Genomic DNA, 22,910 nt, shown 5'->3' with positions numbered 1-22,910 from the left:
CCAGTGAGGCGTTGGCGTTCCCTGGAACACCCCTCAACCGTCTCGGCGCTGCGCGCCGATCCACCTTCTCCCACAAGGGGAGAAGGAAGAACCGTCACCTGCTTACGCGGCCTCGCCCTGTACGGAACGGCTGAGGCGGCGGACTTCCTCGTCGTTGAGCAGACCGCCGGCGCGCAGCAGGCTGGCGAAGCGGCCGTTGCGCAGCGACAATTCGGCGAAGCCACCCATCTCGATCACCTTGCCCTTGTCCATGAACACGACCAGGTCGGCGTCGCGAACGGTGGTCAGGCGGTGGGCGATGATGAAGGTGGTGCGGTCGCGCCGCAACTCGTCGATCGCTTCCTTGACGCGGTCCTCGGTTTCGACGTCGAGCGCGCTGGTCGCCTCGTCGAGCACCAGGATCGGAGCATCCTTCAGCACGGCGCGGGCAATGGCGATGCGCTGGCGCTCGCCACCCGACAACTGGCCGCCACGCTCGCCGACCACGGTGTCGTAGCCACCGCTCTTGGCCAGGATGAAGTCCTGCGCGGCAGCCGCGTTGGCGGCGGCATGGATCTCGTCATTGGTCGCATCGGCGCGGCCGACGCGGATGTTGTCCTCGATCGAACGATTGAGCAGGCCGGCATCCTGGAACACGGTGGCGATCGAATGACGCAGCGACTTGCGGGTCACGGTGCGGGTATCGATGCCGTCGATCAGGATACGGCCGTGCGACGGCGAGAAGACGCGCTGCAGCAGGTTGATGAGCGTCGTCTTGCCGGCGCCCGTCGGCCCGACGATGGCAACGGTCTGGCCGGCCTGGACCTCGAAGGAAACATCGCTGACGCCCTGGCCCGAATTGGGGAATTCGAAGCCGACTTCCTCGAAGCGGACATGGCCGGTGACGTTGGTGAGATCGCGCAAGCCATCCGGTTCGGCGACATCGGCGGCCGAGTCCTCGAGCTTGTAGAAGTCCTCGAGCTTGGCGCGGGCCTCCGAAATCTGGTTGGCGAAAGCCGACATCTGGTCGAGCCGCGAGATCAACAGCGTGGCAAAGCCGGTAAAGGCGATCACATCGCCAACCCGCAACTGGCCGTGGGTGACCAGATAGGCGCCGATCAGAAGCACCACCATCATCGAGATGGTCGACGACAGGCGATTGAGCGCATTGGCGATGGCCCACCAGTCGAGCACCGGATTCTGCGCGTCGAGCAGGTTCTTGACATAGCGGCGCAGGGTCTCGGCCTCATGGCCAAGGCGGTTGTAGCTCTGGAGAACAGCGACGTTGCTGACGGAGTCCGTCACATGCGCGAACACCTTGTGATAGTGGCGCTCGACGGCGGCCTGGCCGGCCTTGGTGCGCTTCATCACCAGCCGGCCAATGCCGACATAGAGGACGCCGAGGCCAAGCAGCACCATCGACATACGTACATCCATGCTAAGTGCGGTCGGCACCAGCAGGACAAGTGCAACCGCCGTGGACAGATGCTGGCGCATGAATTCGAGCCACAGGCTGAACAGCGTCTCCACCGCGCGCAGCAGCGTGTGCAAGGCGTTCGACGTGCCGCGCTGATGGTGCCAGGCAAGCGGCATGGTGATGACGCGCTCGAAGGACTGGCACAGCACTTCGCTGCGCCGGGCATGAGCAAAGCGATCGGCGCCGCGCGCCACGAGAACGAAAGCTAGGACGTTGAAGGCGCCCAAACCGGCCCACACGGCAAGCGTGGAGAATACCGAGCCATGCGCGGAAATCGCATCGATCACCCGGCCAAACATGATTGGCTCCAGGATGGCGATGGCGGCAAGGGCGATGTTGGCGCCGCAAATCAGCGCGACGCGCTTCTTGTCGGCGGCCAAATACCCCAGCGCTCTCCAATAGATCTGCAGAAGTGACACTTCAGCTACTCCGCCAACTCTCTATTGTGCTCAATTCCAGTATTGTGCACTGCACCATTTAATGACACGTAACGGTTGACGCGTCGCAAAACAATGCCCGTCTATCGCTTCCGTTCCCATTTAGCGAACAAAAGATGACGACGATGCGAAATCTGACGTGATCACCTAACGGTTTGAGATAAAAGGTGAAATGTCAGCCTTGCGGCAAAATCATGGCAACGGCAGAGCAGTGCCACATTTTTAATCACAGCAGGCTTGAACGGCCTATTCAGGGGCCACCCGGCGGTTGCCGCCACGGATCTCGCGCAAGTAAACCGGGCGCGGCTTCGCGCGCCCCGCAGGACGCGCGATAGGTCGGATTAACCTTTTGATTTCACCCCGGTATCTTGACCACAACCTCGGTCTGGCTGCCGGCCTTGGGTTCGAAGGACGCGGACTTTGTCTTCGAACCATTGACTTCAAGCGAGATCGTCTTGGTTTTTTTGTCGCGAACGACATGAACCTTGATCTCGGCGCCAAGCATTTTGAGCGAGGCCTGGTAACCGTCCCAGTGGCTGGGCAGTTTCGGCCGTAATGTGATCTGCTTGCCGCGCCGTTCGATGCCGAGAATGCCTTCGACCGCCGCCCGGTAGAGCCAGCCGGCCGAGCCGGTGTACCAGGTCCAGCCGCCACGGCCTCCCTTGTCGTCTCCGGCATAGATATCGGCCGCGACCACATAGGGTTCGACACGGTAATGCTCGGCCGAGGCCTCGTCGAAGGCGTGGTTGACCGGGTTCAGCATCGAGAAGCAGCGATAGGCTTCGTCGGTCAGCCCCATCTCGGCCAGCGCAATGACGAACCAGGTGGCGGCGTGGGTGTACTGGCCGCCATTCTCGCGCACGCCTGGCGGATAGCTCTTGATGTAGCCGGGATCCTTATGAGTCTTCGAGAAGGGCGGCGTGAACAGTTTCACGATCTTGAGCTTGTCGTCGACGAGCAGCTTGGTCGCCTGCTGCATCGCCGTCGTCGACCGCGCCGGGTCGCCCTCGCCCGAAAGCACGCTCCAGGATTGTGCGATGGAGTCGATCTTGCACTCCTGCGACGTGCGGGAGCCCAGAGGCGTGCCGTCGTCGAAGCTGCCGCGCCGGTACCATTCGCCGTCCCACGCCGTGCTTTCAAGCGCCCGCTTCAGCGCCTCGGCATGCTTTGCCCAGGCCTGCGCGCGCTTGGTGTCGCCCTCGGCCTTGGCGACGGGGGCGAAATCGCCCAGCGTCTTCAGCAGGAACCAGCCCAGCCACACGCTCTCGCCCTTGCCGTGCTCGCCGACGCGGTTCATGCCGTCGTTCCAGTCGCCGCCGAGGATCAGCGGCAGGCCGCCAGGACTGCTGCGCTTGATGGCAAGGTCGAGCGCACGCGCGCAATGGTCGTAGAGCGACACGGTCTTCTTCGAGATTTCCGGGGTGAAGAAGGCATCGTGTTCGCCCTCGCCCAGCGCCTGCCCGTCGATGAAGGGCAGTTGCTCCTTCAGGATGCCGGCGTCGCCGGTCACCGTCAGATAGCGCGCCGTGGCATGGGCCAGCCAGACCACGTCGTCGGAGATCATGGTGCGCACGCCGGCTCCGGTGCGCGGCAGCCACCAGTGCTGCACATCACCCTCGGGGAACTGTCGCCGCGCGGCGTTGAGGATCTGGTCGCGCGCCAGCGTCGGATCGTGCGCCAGCAGAGCCAGCGTGTCCTGCAACTGGTCGCGGAAGCCAAAGGCGCCGCTCGCCTGGTAGAAGGCCGAGCGGGCGCGGATACGGCAGGCAAGGCTCTGGTAGGGCAGCCAGTGATTGACCATGGCGTCGAGGGCCTTGTCCGGCGTCTCGACCTGGATGGTATCGAGGAAACCGCGCCACTCGCGCTCGTTGTCGGCCAGGCGCTGGTCAAAATCCTTGCCGCGGTGCCTTTCGACCAGCGCGCTCGCCTGCGCGGAGGACTCGGCGTCGCCAAGCAGCCAGAGCAGCGTGACGTCGCCACCGGCCGGAATCTCGATGTCGCGGGCGATCGCCGCGCAAGGATCGTCTCCGGCCTCGACGCGGCCCGACAAGGCCGCACCGCTCAGCACCGCCTGCGGCAGCTCGCTGGAGCCATGCCGGCCGAGGAATTCGGCGCGGTCCGCCGTCACCGAGTGGACGCCGGCATCGGCGGCGAGGAAAGCCACCCGCTCGCTGAAATCGAGGCCGTATGGGTTTTGCGCCAGCAACGCCCCGGTCGCGCCGTCGCGCGACGGGACGATGGTTGCCGCGGTGCGGGACCGATGCCCGCCAAGCACCCATTCGGCATAGGCATAGACGCGCAGGCGCGACGGCACCGAGCCGGAGTTCTGGATGCGCAGGCGCGTGATCTTCACCGGATCGATGGGATCGACGACATGGGTCAGGTCCATCGACAGAGGCCCGCGCTTCGAGCGGAAGGTCGAGAAACCCTGGCCATGCCAGGCCTCGTAGGTCATCGAGGGATCGCGCACCATGGCTGCGAGCGGCGAGAATGCCCGGCCGCTGGCCTGGTCGTAGATATAGATGCCCTCGCCCGGCCGGTTCGAGACCGGGTCGTTCGACCACGGCGTCAACTGGTAGTCGCGGCTGTTGCGGCTCCAGGTGAAGGCCGCGCCTTCGGCCGAGGTGTGGAAGCCGAAAGAAGCATTTGAGACGACGTTGATCCATGGCTGCGGCGTGGTGCGCCGGCCGGCAAGGCGCACCACATAGTGCCGCCCGTCGCCGTCGAAGCCACCGAAACCGTTCCATTGGCTGAGGCCGGCGCCATCGGCGCTGACATCAGCCAGGGCCTGCGAGGCGAACGCATGCGTCGTCGGCGCCGGAATTTCGCGCGGAGCCGGCAGCCCGGCCGGCTGAAGACCGTCGCGCGCCTGCAAGGCAGCCGCATCGGCCCGCTCGATCTGGTCGAAGATGGTGCCGTTGCGCGTATGCAGCACCACCCGGGCGACGGCGAGCAGCGTCCTGTAGGTGGTTTCTTCCATCAGGTCGCGGCGCACCGCGAAGATGTGCTGTCGGGGGCCGAGTTCCTTGCCGCGCAGACGGCTGTTTTCACACAGCGTCTCAACCGCACGCTGCAGGTCCTGGACGTAGGACGAGGCCTGCTCGTTGACGACGACGAAGTCGATCATCATGCCGCGGGTGCGCATGTATTCCTGGAAGCGCAGCGCCTGGGCAACGATCTCCAGATCGGCGACATCGCCGATCCTGACCAGGAAGATCGGGAAATCGCCGGAAATGCTGGTCGGCCACAGGCTCGACTGCTTGCCAAGGCCCGCAGCGATGGAATCGGCCGGCAGGCGGAGGAACGGATCGGGATAGATCAGATAGCGGGCCAGTTTCTGCACATTGGCGGCATCGGCGAGGCTGAGGCCCATATGGCGGGTCTGCACCTGGCTTCGGGTCCAGGCAAGCATGGCCTGGCGGGCAAAGCTCTCCTGATGGTCGAGGCGGTTTATGGCCTCCTCCAGCTCGGTGCGGTTGGCCCCGACGACGGTCCAGAAAGTCAGCGATATCTTCTTGTTGGCGGGCACGCGCACCTGACGGCGCAGCGAGGCGATGGGATCCAGCGTGAAGCCGGAGCGGCCGCCGAGCCTGGCGCCGGGATCGAAGGCGGCGGCATCGACGATGGTGCGGCCACGGCCGATGAAGGCGCGCCTGTCGGTCTCTGCCTCGGCGTCACGCGCCGGCCCGGACGGATCGGTGACGAAATGCACCAGGGTGATGTCGGGCTCGCTGGTTTCGCGCTTGCGGCGCGTGGCGAAGATCGCGCCGTTGTTGGCGGCGATTTCGGTCTCCACGAACATCTTCGAGAAGGCCGGATGCGCGTTGTCGGAAGCCTCCAAACCCAGCACCAGCTCGGCAAAGGAGGTCACTTCGATGTGACGGTCGGTCGGCCCTTCGTTGAACAGGGTGACGCGCCGGCCTTCGCCATTGCCTTCGGAGACGACGATGCATTCCACTTCGGATCGCAGCGTGCCAACCAACTTTACGAAGCTTGCCTTGTCATCGGAGAACAGGGTCTGCGTCTTTTCCTCGGCCGCGCGCTTGGGCTCCGATGTCGCCGACCACCAGTCGCCCGTGGTGGCGTCGCGCAGGAAAATGTAGGAACCAAGCCGGTCCTCGACCGGGTCGGGCTGCCAGCGCGTGACGGCAAGATCGCCCCAGCGGCTGTAGCCGGAGCCGGTCGCGGTCACCATCACCGTATAGCGGCCGTTCGACATCACGTTGGTCGAACGCAGCGCCCGCATGGGATCAAGCACGATGCGGGTATCGGGGCTCTCGATCTCGGTCTCGTCCTTGGAGCGCTCGTCGGCCTCGGTGCGGACGGTCGCCGTCGGAATGTCGCGCGGCGCCCTCTCCTGCAGCAAGAGTTCGGCCGATTCGATGACCGGATCGCTGTGGAAGCGGTCGCGCAGGCGACCCTCGAAGATCGCGTCGGCCACCGCCGCGATCGACATGCCCGAATGGTGCGCATAGTAATTCAGCACGACCGCATGGTTGGTGCCTTCAGGCACGCGCTGCGGCGTGAAATCGACCGCATCGTAATAGCCATGGGGACCAAGCGCGCCGATCTCGCGCAAACGCGCAAGATTCTGCACGGCTTCGCGCGGGTTGAACTGCGCCGCCAGTATGGTGGCATAGGGTGCGATCACCGTGTTCTGGCCAAGGCCGCGCTTCAGCCCAAGCCCGGGCACGCCGAAATTGGTGTACTGGTAGGTCAGTTCCCGGTCGCGGGCATTGTAGGCCGCTTCCGAAATGCCCCACGGCACGTTCTTCTGGCGGCCGTACTGCATCTGGCGCTTGATGATCAGCTTGCTGGTCTGGTTGAGGATCGAGCCTTGCGGCTCCTTCATCACCAGCGGCGGCATCAGATACTCGAACATCGAGCCCGACCAGGACATCAGCGAGCCTTGGAAGCCGATCTCGACGATCGGGCGGCCGAGCCGGAACCAGTGCTCGGTCGGCAGGTCGCCCTTGGCGATGGCGAACAGGCTGGTCAGCCGCGCCTCGGACGCGAGAAGGTCGTAGCAGCTTTCATCGAGCTGATGTTCCTCGACCCGGTAGCCGATCGACAGAAGCTTGCGTTCCGGTCGCATCAGGAAGGCAAATTCCATCTCGAAGGCGAAACGGCGTGTGCGCTCGCGCAAGGTCAGGAGCTTGGCGCGCAGCGCCTCGACGGCGTTTTCGTCGCTGTGGGCATCATGGACATGCGCCTCGCAAGTCGCTTCCAGCCTGGCCGCCCAGTCGACGATGATGTCGCTCTGCGTCGATGCCGCCTCGGTGTGGATGGCGGTCGCCAGCTTGCGGATCTCGCCCGCCAGCACGGCCAGGTTGATGGTGCGGATCGAGGCCATCTCCGGCTGCGCCTTGATAGTATCGACCGCGCGCCGCATCCCGTCGAGGCGGTCGACGAGACGCTGGCGCAAGGGCCGCAACTGGCGGCGGTCGTCAGGCAGCTCATCGAGGCTTTCACTGAGGATGGTGACGGTGTCGAGAATGCCCTCGAAATCGCCCTGGAGGTGAACGGAAGGCGCTTCCGCCCATTCGGCACAGGCAGCCGCCACCGCGACAAGATGGCCAGCGAGGTTGCCGCTGTCGACAGCGGAAATATAGAGCGGATAGAGCGGCTTCAGCGTCGTGGTGTCATACCAGTTGAAGAGGTGGCCGCGCTCGCGCGGCATGCTCTCGATGGTCGCCATGGTGGCGTCGATGCGGGTGATGGCGTCGGACAGGCTGATCCAGCCGAAATCGCGCGCGGAGACGACCGACAAGAGGTAGACACCGACATTGGTCGGCGAGGTGCGCGGCGCCACGACCGGCGCCGGGCTCTCCTGGAAATTGTCGGGCGGCAGATGGTGATGCTCCGCCGTGACGAAGGTTTCGAAATAATGCCAGGTGCGCCGCGCTACGGTGCGCAGCGTATGGATATCGGCCTGCGATATGCGCAAGCGGTCCTCGGTTTCCGCCGAGCGGCTGATCCAGCTGGCGATCGCCGGCGAGCCGATCCAGAACAGCGCGAAGAAGAAGGCGACGAAGGCACCGGTGGAATCGGCCAGCACCGGAATGGCGAGGCCGACGAAGCCGATGATCACGGCGCCGTACATCATGCCGTAGTACGAGCCGATATCGTTGTCGCCGGCCTTGTGGGCCTGCGAAGCGGTGCGCCATTCCAGAAGGTTCTGGCGGCTGACGAACAGCCGATAGAGGGTGCGCACGATGGCATCGCCCATCATCCAGGCGTTGTGCGCCATCAGCACGATCTTCAGCGCCACCATGGCGGTGCCGAAGGCGACGTCGCGGGCAAGTGCCGAGAAATGGCCGCGCGGCGTCTGGTCGCCACTCTTGGGCAGGATGGCGTTGACGACGTCGAAGGTCGGCGCCATGAACAGGCTGAGGATCAGCAAGGCCTGCCATTGCGCGGCCTGCGTGAAGGGCAGCAAGGTCCAGCCGGCGATCGCCGCCATCACCCAGAAGATGGGCGTCAGCGAACGGCGCAGATTGTCGATCATCTTCCAGCGTGACAAGGCCGGAACGCCGGAGCGCGGATCGAGGATGAAGCCCAGGAGCTGCCAGTCGCCGCGTGCCCAGCGATGGTGGCGCGAGGCATCGACGGAGTAACGGGTCGGGTAGTCCTCGACCAGCTCGACATCGGTGACCAGCGCCGAACGCGCCAGTGCACCCTCGAGCAGATCGTGGCTGAGGATGGTGTTTTCCTCGATGCGGCCCTTCAGCGCCGCCTCGAAGGCGTCGACATGATAGAGGCCCTTGCCGGTGAAGGAACCATCGCCGAAGACATCCTGATAGAGGTCCGAGACGGCGAAGACATAGGGGTCGAGGCCGCGGTTGGCCGAGAACACACGCTGGAAGAACGAGGCTTCGTCGCCGCTGGTGAGCGAAGCGGTGATGCGCGGCTGCAGGATCGTGTAGCCGGCGGTGACGACGCGCCGCGTTGCGTCGAAATGCGGGCGGTTGAGCGGATGGCAGAGCTTGCCGACCAGGGTCGCCACCGCGTCGCGGGTGGTGCGGGTATCGGCGTCGAGCGTCATCACATGGACGACTTTCTCCGGCAGCGGCACCTCCAGGGGCAGGAAGGTGGTGTCGCTGTCGCCGCGCAGCAAAAGGTCAAGCTCATGCAGCTTGCCGCGCTTGCGTTCCCAGCCCATCCAGGCGCCTTGCGCCGCGTTGAAGAGCCGGCGGCGGTGCATGAGGTAGAAGCGCGGTGCGCCCTCCGAGGGATAGCGGGCGTTGAGGCGGGCGATCTCGGCGTGGGCGAATTCGAGGATCTCGGTGTCGGCCGCATCGATTTCGATCTTGCTGTCGGGCCAGTCCGACAGCAGCGCAAAATGGATCTCGTCCGCGAGATTGGCGAGGTAGTGCACTTCGATGTTGCGGATGTTTTCCTCGACATCGTCACGCGAGCCGATCAGCGACGGCACCACCACCAGCGTGCGCGCCTCGGCCGGCACGCCATGCCTGTAGTCATAGCCGATAAGGCGTGTCGGCTTGAGGAACAGCGAGACCACGGTGTTGAAGAAGGCCAGCGCGCCCTCGCTCGCCGGTACGGCGAACAGGGCCAGCATCAGGACGATCGAGGTCACCGACAGGCCGAGGTTGGCCAAGGCGTTGCCGGTGACGACAAGCAGCAGAGCGGTCAAAGCAAACACCGGCAGCACGATGCCCACCCATCCGGTCTTGGCGAAGGTGCGCTTGACCGTCTGGCTGATTGTCTGCCGGTAGCCGATCGCCTTTTCCAGCTCCAGCCGGCGCGGGCCGACGAGGAAGAAACCGACATCGGTGTGCGCGGACGGAGCCGGCATTGAATCAGCAGCATCGCCAGCCGGTGCAAGTTCACTGGCGGCATGTTCGCTTGCGGCTTGGCCGGCCAGTTCGATGGCCTTTTCGGCGACGCGGTATTCCGACAGGTTCGAACGGCGCGCCAATTCCTCGATCGCGGTGCGGTATTGATCGCGCGAGAAGAAGTCGAGAGCGGCGAAGTCGGTGCGCTCGCGCAGCACCGTATCGATACGGCTGACGCCCTCGAACCACACCGTCCAGTCGACGTCGTTGATGAGGCGCAGGCCGCGGATGATGTTGCCGGTCGTCACATTGCCGCTGGAGAGCGTGTGGTGCTCGGAGATGATGATCTCCTCGGCATCGGAGCCGGTCTTCTCGAGCTCGCCTTCAAGCCATTCCAGGGCCTTGCCGGCATTCTGCGACCCATCGCGCAGGCGATAGAGAAGCTGGGTGGCAAAGGTGGTGTCCTGCGCATGCGCGCAGAAATTGGCCAGGATCGCCTGCCGATCGGCGCTGTCGTCGGTCGCCAGCACCTTGTCGGCCACGTCGTTGGAGATCTGGCGCATCTGGCGGGTGCGATTGACCCTGACCGCCAGCCGGCGAAGATTCTCGATCAGCACGAAACGCAGGAGCGACGGCAGGGCCCAGAGTTCGCCGATCTTCAGCGGCTCGACCGACTGAAAACCCTGGACGATCGCCTTGAACATGGTTGCCGAGACGGAACTGTCCGAATGCGCCACATAGGTCCAGGCCAGCGCCAGCGCGCGCGGCACGGTGCCGCCATCGGGCAGCTTCAACGTCGGCAACTGGCGATAGAAGCGGCGCGGCAGATCGCGCTTGACCTGGAAAATGGTCTCCTCGACCAGGTAGTTGTTGTCGAGCAGCCATTGCGCGGCCGGGGTGATCGTCTCTCCCTTGCCCTGCGCCGCGTTGGTCGACCGGTAGACCTCCAGTATCTTCTTGGCGCTGTCGCGGATGCGGGCCTGGAAGTCGAATGGCGTCAGGCCGAACAGGTCGGTGAGATCGCCTTTTGCCAGGCTTTCGCCGAGCAGCCGAAGGCGTTCCTCCGGCAGGAAGGTCGATCTTATCGGCTCTTCCGTGATGGCCGGAAAGCTCGCGCTCGTCTTCTCGATGTGTGCTGGATTCGTCTGAATATTCATTGAAAATTCCGTAAGCGGCCACTCAGCGGCGTCACCGCCACGGCAATGGCCCTAAAACCGATTCAAATGCAATTGGTTGCATGATCCCACTTGCCGAAAGTTTGCTTCCGCACCGCGACAGGGCGTCATCTCTCGACAACATTCAAAGACGAGCGCCCCTCTCCTCGTCGGGGTCGATCGACGGGGAGGATTCAGGCTTTTTCGTGATGCCGGCAAGAGCTTACGCTATATTTCGCCGGCATCGCGATCATGTTTGGAAACAAGCGTTAATCGTTGCCGCGGATGCCGCCGATGCGGATCACGAACAGCGTCGTGTCATGGGTAGGCTGGGCAAGCAAGCTGGGCTGGATAGGCAGGGTGACGGCGGCGCGCTCGACCAGCAGCGTGTCGAGCGGACCAAGGCGAGCCGGTTCGGCGGCGGCGATGACCACCTCCCCGTCCAGGCACAGGATGAGGGTCGTGCCGGGCTCCGTCCGGATTTCCACTGGGGCAGAAACGGCCAGGCGTTCGACCGAGTGCGTCGTCCTGCCGCGGCGGGTCATGACGTTGAGGTCGGTGACCGGCCCGCCAACCAACGCGACCGACGTCGGCACGTCGGCCGGAAAGGAAAACAGGGCGGTTGTCCTGTTGACCGCTGTCGGCGGGCGGCCGGCAATATCGAGCGCGATGCCGTCGCCTTCAAGTATGGCGAGCGTGCGATCGATCCCGGCAAACCGCGAGAATGGGCCGCTGCCTTCGACGCGCGCCATCGAGACGCGCCAGTCGAAATCGTCGAGCCCGGCACCGGCGGGCGAGACGGCGATCTCGGTCGTCGTGCCGCCGCCGTTCTTCCACGGCATGACGCGGTAGTCGGCAGCGCGAAGGATGCGCATGAGTTCAGCCTGTCAACCGAGAATGCCCGGCAGGTTGAGCTGGTGCTCCCTGGCGCAGTCGATGGCGATGTCGTAGCCGGCGTCGGCGTGGCGCATGACGCCGGTCGCCGGGTCGTTCCACAGCACCCGCTCCAGCCGCCTTGCGGCGTCCGGCGTGCCGTCGGCGACGATGACCATGCCGGCATGCTGGGAAAAACCCATGCCGACGCCGCCGCCATGATGCAGCGATACCCAGGTGGCGCCCGACGCGGTGTTGAGCAGCGCATTGAGCAGTGGCCAGTCGGAGACGGCGTCCGACCCGTCTTTCATGGCTTCGGTTTCGCGGTTGGGCGAAGCGACCGAACCCGAATCGAGGTGATCGCGGCCGATGACGACCGGCGCCTTGAGCTCACCCTTGGCCACCATCTCGTTGAAGGCGAGGCCGAGCCGGTGCCGGTCGCCGAGACCGACCCAGCAGATGCGCGCCGGCAGCCCTTGAAAGGAAATGCGCTGGCGCGCCATGTCCAGCCAGTTGTGCAGATGGGTGTTGCCCGGCGTTAGTTCGCGCACCTTGGCGTCGGTCTTGTAGATATCCTCGGGATCGCCCGAAAGTGCTGCCCAGCGGAACGGACCGATGCCGCGGCAGAACAGCGGGCGGATATAGGCCGGCACGAAGCCGGGGAAGGCAAAGGCGTTCTCAAAGCCTTCGTCCTTGGCCACCTGGCGGATGTTGTTGCCGTAGTCGAGCGTCGGCACGCCGGCATTCCAGAACGCCACCATCGCCTCGACATGTTCGCGCATCGAGGCGCGGGCAGCCTTTTCGACCGCCTTGGGGTCGCTGACGCGCTTCTCGCGCCACTCGGCCATCGTCCATCCCTTCGGCAGATAGCCGTTGATGGGGTCGTGGGCCGAGGTCTGGTCGGTGACCATGTCGGGGCGGATGCCGCGCCTGAACATTTCGGGCACGATCTCGGCCGCATTGCCGAGCAGGCCGACCGACTTCGCCTCGCCGGCCTTGGTCCAGTGCTCGATCATCGCCATCGCCTCGTCGAGCGTCTCGGCCTTCTCGTCGACATAGCGGGTGCGCAGGCGGAAATCGATCGAGTCCGGATTGCATTCGATCGCCAGGCAGCAGGCGCCGGCCATGACGGCGGCCAGCGGTTGGGCGCCACCCATGCCGCCGAGGCCGCCGGTCAGGATCCACTTGCCCTTGAGATTGCCGCCATAGTGCTGGCGGCCGGCCTCGACGAAGGTCTCGTAGGTGCCCTGCACGATGCCTTGCGTGCCGATGTAGATCCACGAGCCGGCCGTCATCTGGCCGTACATCATCAGGCCCTTCTTATCGAGCTCGTTGAATTTATCCCAATTCGCCCAGTGCGGCACCAGGTTGGAGTTGGCGATCAGCACGCGCGGCGCATCGGCGTGCGTGCGGAACACACCGACCGGCTTGCCGGACTGCACCAAGAGTGTCTCGTCCTCGCCAAGCGTCTTCAGCGAGGCGACGATGCTGTCAAAATCGTTCCAGGTACGCGCCGCCCGGCCGATGCCGCCATAGACGACCAGTTCATTGGGATTCTCGGCGACGTCTGGGTCGAGGTTGTTCATCAGCATGCGCAGCGGCGCCTCGGTCGTCCAATACCGGGCATTGAGCTTGTCACCGCGGGGGCTGCGCACTTCGCGGATGTTGTGACGAGGATTGGTCATCATTGTGCCTTTCAAGCAAGACGGCGGCGCGTCAGCGCGCTGCCCAGTCGATCGCGGTTTCGAGGATGGTCTTCAGCGTGGCGCGGATCGGCGCCGCATAGGTGGCATCGTAAGGGACCGGCCAGTTCTCCGGCGAGCCCTTCTCGTCAGGCTCGCGCATGTAGCCTCGGTTGGAGAGTTCCATCTGCAGCGCATGGACACTGTTCTGCGGCTGGCCGAAGCTGCGAGTGATCCAGCCACCCTTGAAGCGACCGTTGATCACCCAGCTTTCGCCGGTGCCGGCCAAGATTGCAGCCACCTTTTCCTGCAGCGCCGGGTCGGCGCTCTTGCCATCATTGGTGCCGAGATTGAAAACCGGCAGCGTGCCTTCGAACAGGCGCGGCAATATCGAGCGGATCGAGTGGCAGTCGTAGAGGACGATCTTGTCGTGCATGCCGCGCAGCCGGTCGATCTCGGCCTGCAGGGCGGCATGGTAGGGCTCGAAATAGGTTTCGCGGCGCCGGTCGATTTCCGCCGGTGTCGGCTCATCACCCATGCGGTAAAGCGGGTCGCCATCGAAGGTCTCGGTCGGACAGAGTCCGGTCGTCGTCTGGCCGGGATAGAGCGAAACACCCGAAGGGTCTCGATTGACGTCGATCACCGTGCGCGAAATGGCGGTGTGGACGATCGTCGCGCCGAGGTCGGTGGCAAAATCATAGAGATTGTCGATCCACCAGTCGCAGTCGCGGCGTCCGAGCCAGGGCGACACCAGCCGGTTTTCGAGGCCGGCGAGGTCGATGCCGGTGTGCGGGATCGACACCAGCAGCGGCGCGGTGCCTTGTTTTACTGTCAGCCAAGGAGGTGTCATGCGAAACCTCCGCAGGTTGGAGCTCTACGGCGCCCCCCTCTGTTCTGCCGGACATCTCCCCCTCTTGGGGGGAGATTGGCTGTCACGCCGGCTTTCGCCAATCGCCAGCGTGGGAGAACGGGCGGCGCCAAAGAAGCTGCTGATCTCCCCCCTTGAGGGGGAGATGTCCGGTCCACCCTCCGCAGCTGCAGCGCAGCTGCTGCGGAGGACGGGCAGGACAGAGGGGGGCGCGACAGAACGCGGCCTACGGCTGTATTCATGACGCAATACCCGGCAGCGCCACAGCACCAGCCGCCCTGACGGTCGCGCCGCTGCGGACCATGGCGATCGCTTTTTCCATGTCGGGGTGGAAGTGGCGGTCGTTGTCGAGATGCGGCACCTCGTCCCGGACCAGCTTGCGCACGGCTTCCAGCGCATCGCTCGAGGCCAGCGGAGCATGGAAATCGCAGCCCTGCGCCGCGGCCAGCAACTCGATGCCGATCACCGCGGTGGCATTCTCGACCATGCCGATCAGGCGGCGGGCGCCATGCGCGGCCATCGAGACGTGGTCTTCCTGGTTGGCCGAGGTCGGAATGGAATCGACGCTCGCCGGATAGGCCTTCTGCTTGTTTTCCGAAACGAGTGCCGCCGCCGTCACCTGCGGGATCATGAAGCCGGAGTTCAGGCCGGGCTTCGGCGTCAAGAAGGCCGGCATGCCGGAGAGCGCGGGATCGACCAGCATGGCAATGCGGCGTTCCGACAGCGAGCCGATCTCGCAAACCGCAAGCGCGATCATGTCGGCGGCGAAGGCCACCGGCTCGGCGTGGAAATTGCCGCCGGAAAGCGCGGTGTCGTCCTCGGCGAAGATCAGCGGATTGTCGGTGACGCCATTGGCCTCGGTGCCGAGCGTGTCGGCGGCCTGACGCAGCACGGTGAGTGCGGCGCCCATGACCTGCGGCTGGCAGCGCAGGCAGTAAGGATCCTGCACCCGCTCGTCGCCGACACGGTGCGATTCCCTGATGGCGCTGCCCGCCATCAAATTGCGCAGCGCGTCCGCCGTCTCGATCTGGCCGCGATGCTTTCTCAGCACATGGATGCGCGGATCGAAGGGCGCGTCGGAGCCCCTTGCCGCGTCGGTCGAGAGCGCGCCGGCAACCAGCGCCGACTGGTAGAGCACTTCGGCCTCGAACAGGGCGGCGAGCGCATAGGCGGTCGAGAACTGCGTGCCGTTGAGCAGCGCCAGGCCTTCCTTGGCGCCCAATGTCACCGGCTCCAGTCCGTGCGAGACAAAGGCGACCTTGGCCGGAAAGCGGCCATGCGGGGTGAAGCATTCGCCGACGCCGATCATCACCGCCGTCATGTGCGACAGCGGCGCGAGATCGCCGGAGGCGCCGACGGAGCCTTGCGCCGGCACCACCGGGATGACGTCGTTGGCGAGCATTGCCTCGAGCAACTCGATGGTCTCGGAGCGGACGCCAGAGGCGCCCTGCGCCAGGCTGGCAAGTTTCAGCGCCATCATCAGCCGGGCCACGGCAACCGGCATCGGCTCGCCAACGCCAGCGGCGTGCGACAGCACGATGTTGCGCTGCAAGGTCTCGAGATCGCTGGCCGGGATGCGGACGCTGGCCAGTTTGCCGAAGCCGGTGTTGATGCCATAGACGGGCTCACCCTTGGCAACGATCCTGGCGACCGCCTCGGCGCTCGCCTTGATCTTTGGACGGCAGGCATTGTCGAGTTTCGGCACGGCGCCACGATAGATGGCGCGCCAGTCGGCTAGCGTCGCACTGCCGGGCTTCAGGGTCAGTTCGGTCATTGTCCTCTCCAGATGCGGGCATGGAGCGGGTTGAAGCCCATGCGGTAGACGAGTTCGGCGGGGCGCTCGATGTCCCAGATCGCCAGGTCGGCGGATTTTCCGGCTTCCAGCGTGCCGGCCTTGCCGAGAAGACCAAGCGCTCGCGCGGCCTCGCGGGTGACGCCGGCAAGGCACTCATCGACGGTCAAGCCGAAGAGCGTCGCCGCCATATTCATGGTGAGCAACAGCGAGGTGAGCGGCGAGGTGCCGGGATTGCTGTCCGTCGCCACCGCCATCTTCACGCCATGGCGGCGGAACAAGTCGACAGGCGGCTTCTTCGTTTCGCGGATGAAGTAATAGGCGCCGGGCAGGATGGTCGCCACCGTGCCGGCTTTCGCCATCGCGGCAGCGCCGTCCTCATCCGTGTATTCGAGATGATCCGCCGACAACGCGCCATAGCGCGCGGCAAGTTCGGCGCCATGCAGGTTGGACAGTTGATCGGCGTGAAGCTTGACCGGCAGCCCCAAGGCCTTGGCGGCATCGAAAACGCGCGCCATCTGCTCTGGCGAGAACGCTATGCCTTCGCAAAAACCGTCGACCGCATCCGCCAGTCCTTCGGCGGCAACCGCCGGAACAATCTGCCTGGCGACCAGATCGATAAAAGCGTCCTTGTCCCCCTTTGCTTCGGGCGGCAGGGCGTGCGCAGCCAGACAGGTCGCGCGGATCGTCACCGCCCGTTCTCCGCCCAGCCGGCGGGCGGCGCGCAGCGACTTCTTTTCATTGTCGAGATCGAGGCCATAGCCCGATTTGACTTCGACCGATGTGACACCCTCGGCCATCAGTGCATCGAGGCGCGGCAGCGTCTGGGCAACGAGCTCATCCTCGCTGGCGGCGCGCAGCGACTTGACCGAGGACACGATACCGCCGCCAGCCCGGGCGACTTCCTCATAGGTCGCGCCGGCCAGCCGCATCTCGAATTCGTTGGCGCGGTTGCCGGCATAAACAAGATGCGTGTGACAGTCGATCAGGCCCGGCGTGATCCAGCGGCCATCGCAATCGACGGTCTCGGCACCCTGCAAAAATGCCGCCGGCATCTCCGATTCCGGGCCGGCATAGACAATGCGGCCATCGCGTGCGGCGACCGCGCCATGTTCGATGACACCAAGTCCGGCGGAACTTTCGGCCATGGTCGCCAGGCGCGCATTGCGCCACAGACGAAGATCCCCTGCCCGGCTTTTGCTCTCTGCGGCCATCATCTTTTCCGTTTCATTCGGCGGCGATTATGTATATACATATTGAAACGCACTGCAAGTGCTATCATCGCATGCAAGACAGGGAACAAGACAGGGAAGCGGAGAGAAAAAAGTGACAGCGATCCTTGCGGAACAGGCACTCCTTCCCGATGGCTGGCATAACAATGTGCGGATCATTTTCGCCAATGGACGCGTTACGGCCGTCGAGCCCGGAGCCGTTGCATCGGCCGGCGACGAGCGTCATTCCATTGTGCTGCCCGGCATGCCCAATTTGCACAGCCACGCCTTCCAGCGCGGCATGGCGGGGCTTGCCGAGCTTCGCGGCCCTTCCGCAGACAGTTTCTGGAGCTGGCGCGAGGTGATGTACCGCTTCGCGCTGTCGATGACGCCCGACCAGGTCGAGGCGGTTGCCGCGCAGCTCTATGTCGAAATGCTGGAGGCCGGCTTTTCACGGGTCGGCGAATTTCACTATCTGCATCATGATCGCGATGGAAAACCCTACGCCAATCTTGCCGAGATGGCCGAGCGGATAGCGGCAGCGGCCGGCGAAACCGGCATCGGGTTGACGCTGCTGCCGGTGTTTTACGCGCATTCGTCTTTTGGCGGCGCGGCTCCAAACGAGGGCCAGCGGCGATTCGTCAACGATGTGAATCAGTTCTCCCGGCTCGTTGAGAAAAGCCGCGAATCGGTTCGCGCGTTGAATCAAGCTGTCGTCGGCGTCGCACCGCACAGCCTGCGCGCCGCGACGCCCGAGGAACTCACGGCCATCGCGGCACTGGCGCCCGACGGACCAATCCACATTCATGTCGCCGAGCAGGTGAAGGAAGTCGAAGACTGCCTCGGTTGGTCGGGCGCCCGGCCGGTCGAATTCTTGCTCGCCAACGCCGAGGTCAACCACCGCTGGTGTCTGATCCACGCCACCCACATGACCGATGCGGAAACCATCGGCATGGCCAGGAGTGGCGCCATTGCCGGCCTGTGCCCGATCACCGAGGCCAATCTCGGCGACGGCACCTTTGCCGCACCGTTGTTCCGGGAACATGGCGGGCGCTTCGGCATCGGCTCCGATTCCAACGTGCTGATTGGCCTGCCCGACGAATTGCGCCAGCTCGAATATTCGCAGCGCCTCGCCCACCGCGCCCGCAACGTGCTGGCGATGGCAGGCGGTTCGACCGGGCGCGCGCTGTTCGACGCGGCACGCGACGGCGGCAGCGTCGCGCTTGGCGCCGGCATCTCGGAGATCGCACCTGGCGCCGCCGCCGATCTCGTCTCGCTCGATGCCGACAACGCCTCGCTGGCTGGCAAGACAGGCGACGCGATCCTCGATGCCTGGATCTTCGCCAATGGCAGCAAGGTCGATTGCGTCTGGGTGCATGGGCAAAAGCAAGTCAGTGGCGGCAAGCATACCAAGCGCGAGGCCATCGCCGCGCGGTTTCGCAGCGTCATGACAGCACTTTCAGCATGAACGCGATCGCAATAGTGGATGCGGACACCGGCGGCGGCTCGCTCCACCAGCGCATCCTGTCCGACATCAGCGAGAAGATCCTGTCCGGCACGTGGGCGCCCGGCCATCGCATCCCGTTCGAGCATGAACTGACCGAGCAGTATGGCTGTTCGCGCATGACGGTGAACAAGGCACTGTCGCAGCTGGCCAAGGCCGGGCTGATCGAACGGCGGCGGCGCTCCGGCAGTTTCGTCCGCCAGCCGCAGTCGCAGGCGGCGGTGCTGGAAATCCACGACATCAGGATCGAGGTCGAAGCGCTTGGCCTAGCCTATCGCTACGAGCGCCTAGCGCGGCACAAAAGGCGCAGCACCACTGAGGATCGCGGTCGGCTGGAACTCGACGCCGCCGGATCGGTGCTGGCGCTGGAATGCCGCCATTTCGCCGGCAAGCGGCCGTTCGCGCATGAACAGCGGCTGATCAACCTCGCCGCCGTGCCTGGGGCGGCCGACGAGGAATTTCTCGATGTCGCGCCCGGCCCGTGGCTGATCGGCCGCGTGCCGTGGAGCGAGGCCGAGCACCGCATCCGCGCGGTTGCCGCCGACAGGCACATCGCGGCGGCGCTCGACGTCGGCGCCGGCGCACCCTGCCTGGTGGTCGAACGACGGACATGGAGCGCCGAACACCCGGTCACCCATGTCCGCTTCACCTACGCGGCCGAGAGCCACACGCTGGTGGCAAGGTTTAGGCCGCAGGGGTAGCTGATCTCCCCCCTCGTGGGGGAGATGGCCGGCAGGCCAGAGGGGGGCGTCGTAGACCCTCGATTTTGCCTGCCATGAACTTACTCGAAAAACGGAAAGGCCAGCGGGACAGCGCCCCTCTCTGCCTTGCCAGGCATCTCCCCCGCGAGGGGGGAGATTGGCGGTTTCAACGCCTCAAATCGCCGCCGTGATAATGATCTCGACCAGATATTCCGGGCTGGCGAGCTTGGCTTCGCCGGTGGCGCGGGCGGGCGTGTGGCCCTTCGGCACCCACTTGTCCCATTCCGCATTCATCTCGGCGAAGGTGCCCATGTCGTCCAGCCAGATGATTGCTTGCAGGATCTTGGTCTTGTCGGTGCCGGCCTTGGCCAGCAACTCGTCGATGGTCGCCAGGATATCCCGGGTCTGCGAGGCAACATTGCCGCCCGGCTCGCCGACCTGGCCGGCCAGGTAGACGGTGTTGCCATGGATGACGATCTGGGTCATGCGCGGACCTACATCGATGCGACGAATGCTCATGGGATGTTTTCCTTCCTTTTGTCAGTCGCGCCTCTTTAGAGTCGCGACTTGCTTCGGGCAAGGCCGCCGGCCCGAATCCCCTTGGACCAGCCAGGGACAGGATTCACGGCAAGTTGAGCCGCCGGCCGCAATTCCGCCGGATTGGCTTGTTGACTAATGTAATAACATCACATATCCAACCGGCCTCTGCATGCAGCCGGATGTGACCTGCCCACGGAATGATATGACCCAGACCTGCCTGACATTCCGTGACCTGACGCTGGGCTACAACAGCCATCCCGCGATCCATCACCTCGACGGCACGATCCGCAAGGGTTCGCTGACGGCCGTGGTCGGCGCCAACGGTTCGGGTAAGTCGACGCTGATGAAGGGTATTGTCGGGGTTCTCAAGCCGATGGCCGGCAGCGTGATCCGGGCGCCTGGCTTGCGCGCCGCCTATCTTCCCCAGCAATCGGAACTCGACCGTTCCTTCCCGGCGCGCGTCGTCGATCTGGTCTCGCTCGGCCTGTGGCCGAAGCGCGGCATGCTCGGCCGCTACACCAAGGAAGACCGCGAATCCGTCAGCCAGGCGCTGATGGCGGTCGGCCTCGGCGGTTTCGAGAAGCGGCCGATCGACACGCTGTCGGGCGGGCAGTTGCAGCGCACATTGTTTGCCCGCGTGCTGCTGCAGGATGCCGACCTGATCCTGCTCGACGAGCCGTTCAACGCCGTCGACGCCAAGACGGTCGGCGACCTGATCGCGCTGATCAAGCGCTGGCATGGCGAGGAACGCACCATCATGGTCGTCGTCCATGACCTCGACCTGGTGCGCCAGAATTTCCCCGAAACGCTGCTTTTGGCCCGCCAGCCCATCGCCTGGGGCGAAACCAGGGAAACGTTGAAGCCGGAAAATCTTTTGCGCGCACGCCGTTTCCACGAGGCCTGGGAGGAAAACGCTCCCTGGTGCGAACCGGACGAGCACGCCCATGGGCACGATCATCATGGACACGACCATGATCATCAGCACGGCGCCGGACCGAGGGCTGCCTGATGGACACGCTCTACGGTCTCTTGATCGCACCCTTCGCCGATTTCGCCTTCATGCAACGGGCGCTGGTCGGCTCGCTGATGCTGTCGCTCGGCGCCTGCCCGGTCGGCGTCTTCCTGATGCTCCGGCGCATGAGCCTGTCCGGCGATGCCATGGCGCATGCCATCCTGCCGGGTGCGGCCGCGGGCTTCCTGTTCTATGGGCTGGAAATCCTGCCGATGACGATTGGCGGCCTGATCGCCGGCGTCATCGTCGCGCTCGGCGCCGGTGCGGTCTCGCGCTTCACCATCCAGCGCGAGGACGCCTCGATGGCGGCCTTCTATCTGATTTCGCTCGCCATCGGCGTGCTGATGGTGTCGATCCGCGGCTCCAGTGTCGATCTCATGCATGTGCTGTTCGGCACCGTGCTGGCACTCAACAACGAAGCGCTGACGCTGATCGGCGGCATCGTAGCGGTAACGCTGGTCAGTCTCGCCATTTTCTGGCGGGCTTTGGTCGCCGAATGCCTCGATCCGCTGTTCCTGCGCTCGGTCAGCCGCATGGGCAGTCCGGTGCACTTCATCTTCCTCGGCCTCGTCGTGCTCAATCTGGTCGGCGGCTTCCAGGCGCTCGGCACGCTTCTGTCGGTCGGGCTGATGATGCTGCCGGCCGCTGCCGCCCGCTTCTGGACCGTGCGCGTCGAGCCGATGTGCGTGCTGGCCGTGCTGATCGGCTTTGCCTCCTGCATCGCGGGGCTGCTGTTGTCCTATCACGCCTCGCTGCCATCCGGCCCGGCCATCATCCTGTCGTCCGGCGTCGTCTATTTCGCCTCGATCCTGTTCGGCACGCGCGGCATTCTGCGCGCCCGCATCATCCACCACCGTCACAGAACGGCCTGATCCCCGCCCCCCAAAGGAGACTTGACCATGCTGAAATCACTCCGTGCCGCCCTGGTGATGAGCGTTATAACATTAACCGCCTTTGGCGCATCATCGGCTTTCGCGGCACCGCTGAGGGTGGTCGCCAGCTTCACGGTCATCGCCGATTTCGCCAAAAATGTCGGCGGCGACCTCATCGATGTCACCACCATCGTCGGGCCTGATGGCGACGCCCATGTCTACGAACCGAGCCCGGCCGATGCTGTGGCCATGGCCAAGGCCGATATCGTGCTGGTCAACGGCCTGCATTTCGAAGGCTTCCTGCAACGGCTGGTCGATGCCAGCGCGACCAAGGCCTCGATCATCACCTTGACCGAGGGGGTCACGCCGATCGATTTCAAGCCTGAATTCGCCGACGCGGACGCCGCTGAAGGCGCCGGCACCGGCGGCGGCAAGACGGTCACCGATCCGCACGCCTTCCAGTCGATCGCCAATGCCAGGATCTATGTGAAGAACATCGCCGAGGCCTTCTGCGCGGCCGATAGCGATGGTTGCGTCTCCTACCAGACCAATGCCGCGACCTACACCAAGAAGCTAGATGCGCTGGAAGGCGAAGTGAAGGCGGCGATCCAGTCGATCCCAGAGGCGAAGCGCGTCGTCATCACCTCGCACGATGCCTTCGGCTATTTCGAGCACGCATACGGCCTGACTTTCCTCGCCCCGCAAGGCATCTCGACCGATTCCGAACCGTCAGCAGCCGACGTCGCCAAGCTGGTCACGCAGGTAAAGCAGGACAAGGCAGCCGCGATCTTCGTCGAGAACATCACCAATCCGCGCCTGATCGAGCAGATCGCCGATGAAACCGGCATCAAGGTGGGCGGCACCCTCTATTCGGACGCGCTGTCGCAGCCCGACGGCCCGGCCTCGACCTATATCGACATGATGCACAACAACATCCGCCAGATCAAAGGCGCGATCCTCGGCAGCTGAGGCAAACCAGCGCTATCCAATCGGGTCGCATTGGCCCGGTTGG

Annotated in this window: 13 protein-coding genes; 5 read left to right on the top strand and 8 right to left on the bottom strand. The window is 64.7% G+C overall.

Features of this window, described 5'->3' with window-relative positions:
- Positions 1-102: 102 nt before the first annotated feature.
- The 7 genes from LB577_RS01235 to hutI all read right to left on the bottom strand — a co-directional run bounded on the left by LB577_RS01235 (position 103) and on the right by hutI (position 17,272).
- Positions 103-1,875, bottom strand: coding sequence for a glucan ABC transporter ATP-binding protein/ permease (locus LB577_RS01235; RefSeq protein WP_224685212.1), 1,773 nt, complete (start codon positions 1,873-1,875; stop codon positions 103-105).
- A gap of 373 nt (positions 1,876-2,248) precedes the next feature.
- Positions 2,249-10,846: a GH36-type glycosyl hydrolase domain-containing protein gene (locus LB577_RS01230; protein ID WP_224685211.1), complete on the bottom strand. Its 8,598-nt coding sequence runs from the start codon at positions 10,844-10,846 to the stop codon at positions 2,249-2,251.
- A 266-nt stretch (positions 10,847-11,112) separates the two neighbouring features.
- Positions 11,113-11,718 (bottom strand): HutD family protein, encoded by a 606-nt coding sequence (locus tag LB577_RS01225; protein WP_224685210.1) that lies wholly within the window; start codon positions 11,716-11,718, stop codon positions 11,113-11,115.
- A gap of 12 nt (positions 11,719-11,730) precedes the next feature.
- Complete coding sequence (gene hutU / locus LB577_RS01220; RefSeq protein WP_224685234.1) at positions 11,731-13,401, bottom strand: urocanate hydratase; 1,671 nt, start codon at positions 13,399-13,401, stop codon at positions 11,731-11,733.
- Positions 13,402-13,432: 31 nt separating this feature from the next.
- On the bottom strand, positions 13,433-14,248 hold the full coding sequence (gene hutG / locus LB577_RS01215; protein WP_224685209.1) for an N-formylglutamate deformylase: 816 nt from the start codon (positions 14,246-14,248) through the stop codon (positions 13,433-13,435).
- A 256-nt stretch (positions 14,249-14,504) separates the two neighbouring features.
- On the bottom strand, positions 14,505-16,040 hold the full coding sequence (gene hutH, locus LB577_RS01210) for a histidine ammonia-lyase (RefSeq protein ID WP_224685208.1): 1,536 nt from the start codon (positions 16,038-16,040) through the stop codon (positions 14,505-14,507).
- The gene (gene hutI / locus LB577_RS01205; protein ID WP_224685207.1) at positions 16,037-17,272 is read right to left on the bottom strand and encodes an imidazolonepropionase; all 1,236 of its coding nucleotides are present in this window, start codon (positions 17,270-17,272) and stop codon (positions 16,037-16,039) included. The genes hutH and hutI overlap by 4 nt, the downstream gene beginning before the upstream one ends.
- A 112-nt stretch (positions 17,273-17,384) precedes the next feature.
- Here hutI and LB577_RS01200 point away from each other — a divergent pair, with 112 nt between their 5' ends.
- Both LB577_RS01200 and hutC read left to right on the top strand, forming a co-directional pair.
- Positions 17,385-18,737: a formimidoylglutamate deiminase gene (locus tag LB577_RS01200; protein WP_224685206.1), complete on the top strand. Its 1,353-nt coding sequence runs from the start codon at positions 17,385-17,387 to the stop codon at positions 18,735-18,737.
- Positions 18,734-19,474: a histidine utilization repressor gene (gene hutC / locus LB577_RS01195; protein ID WP_224685205.1), complete on the top strand. Its 741-nt coding sequence runs from the start codon at positions 18,734-18,736 to the stop codon at positions 19,472-19,474. Before LB577_RS01200 ends, hutC begins: the two co-directional genes overlap by 4 nt.
- A gap of 174 nt (positions 19,475-19,648) precedes the next feature.
- Here the strand turns inward: hutC and LB577_RS01190 are convergent, their stop codons facing one another.
- Entirely contained in the window at positions 19,649-19,993 is a 345-nt protein-coding gene (locus LB577_RS01190) for a RidA family protein (protein ID WP_013896071.1), read from the bottom strand.
- Between the two features lie 223 nt (positions 19,994-20,216).
- On the opposite strand from LB577_RS01190, the gene aztA reads away from it, so the two are divergent.
- Genes aztA through aztC form a run of 3 tightly spaced genes read left to right on the top strand, consistent with a single transcriptional unit; the run spans position 20,217 to position 22,867 of the window.
- Positions 20,217-21,023, top strand: coding sequence for a zinc ABC transporter ATP-binding protein AztA (aztA, locus tag LB577_RS01185; protein ID WP_224685204.1), 807 nt, complete (start codon positions 20,217-20,219; stop codon positions 21,021-21,023).
- Positions 21,023-21,898 (top strand): zinc ABC transporter permease AztB, encoded by an 876-nt coding sequence (gene aztB, locus LB577_RS01180; protein WP_224685203.1) that lies wholly within the window; start codon positions 21,023-21,025, stop codon positions 21,896-21,898. Before aztA ends, aztB begins: the two co-directional genes overlap by 1 nt.
- A 27-nt stretch (positions 21,899-21,925) precedes the next feature.
- On the top strand, positions 21,926-22,867 hold the full coding sequence (gene aztC, locus LB577_RS01175) for a zinc ABC transporter substrate-binding protein AztC (protein WP_023766547.1): 942 nt from the start codon (positions 21,926-21,928) through the stop codon (positions 22,865-22,867).
- Positions 22,868-22,910: the final 43 nt, after the last annotated feature.

Source organism: Mesorhizobium sp. B283B1A (genome assembly GCF_020165735.1).
Classification (GTDB): domain Bacteria; phylum Pseudomonadota; class Alphaproteobacteria; order Rhizobiales; family Rhizobiaceae; genus Mesorhizobium; species Mesorhizobium opportunistum.
Note: the sequence above shows the minus strand (reverse complement) of the source record. Positions and strands in the feature narration are given on the sequence as shown.

Bases quoted from the DNA above. Each gene is read 5' to 3' on its own strand.
- hutG (WP_224685209.1), bottom strand. From the start codon at position 14,248: ATGACACCTCCTTGGCTGACAGTAAAACAAGGCACCGCGCCGCTGCTG.
- aztA (WP_224685204.1), top strand. From the start codon at position 20,217: ATGACCCAGACCTGCCTGACATTCCGTGACCTGACGCTGGGCTACAAC.
- aztC (WP_023766547.1), top strand. From the start codon at position 21,926: ATGCTGAAATCACTCCGTGCCGCCCTGGTGATGAGCGTTATAACATTA.
- hutH (WP_224685208.1), bottom strand. From the start codon at position 16,040: ATGACCGAACTGACCCTGAAGCCCGGCAGTGCGACGCTAGCCGACTGG.
- hutU (WP_224685234.1), bottom strand. From the start codon at position 13,401: ATGACCAATCCTCGTCACAACATCCGCGAAGTGCGCAGCCCCCGCGGT.
- LB577_RS01225 (WP_224685210.1), bottom strand. From the start codon at position 11,718: ATGCGCATCCTTCGCGCTGCCGACTACCGCGTCATGCCGTGGAAGAAC.
- hutI (WP_224685207.1), bottom strand. From the start codon at position 17,272: ATGGCCGCAGAGAGCAAAAGCCGGGCAGGGGATCTTCGTCTGTGGCGC.
- aztB (WP_224685203.1), top strand. From the start codon at position 21,023: ATGGACACGCTCTACGGTCTCTTGATCGCACCCTTCGCCGATTTCGCC.
- LB577_RS01190 (WP_013896071.1), bottom strand. From the start codon at position 19,993: ATGAGCATTCGTCGCATCGATGTAGGTCCGCGCATGACCCAGATCGTC.
- LB577_RS01230 (WP_224685211.1), bottom strand. From the start codon at position 10,846: ATGAATATTCAGACGAATCCAGCACACATCGAGAAGACGAGCGCGAGC.
- hutC (WP_224685205.1), top strand. From the start codon at position 18,734: ATGAACGCGATCGCAATAGTGGATGCGGACACCGGCGGCGGCTCGCTC.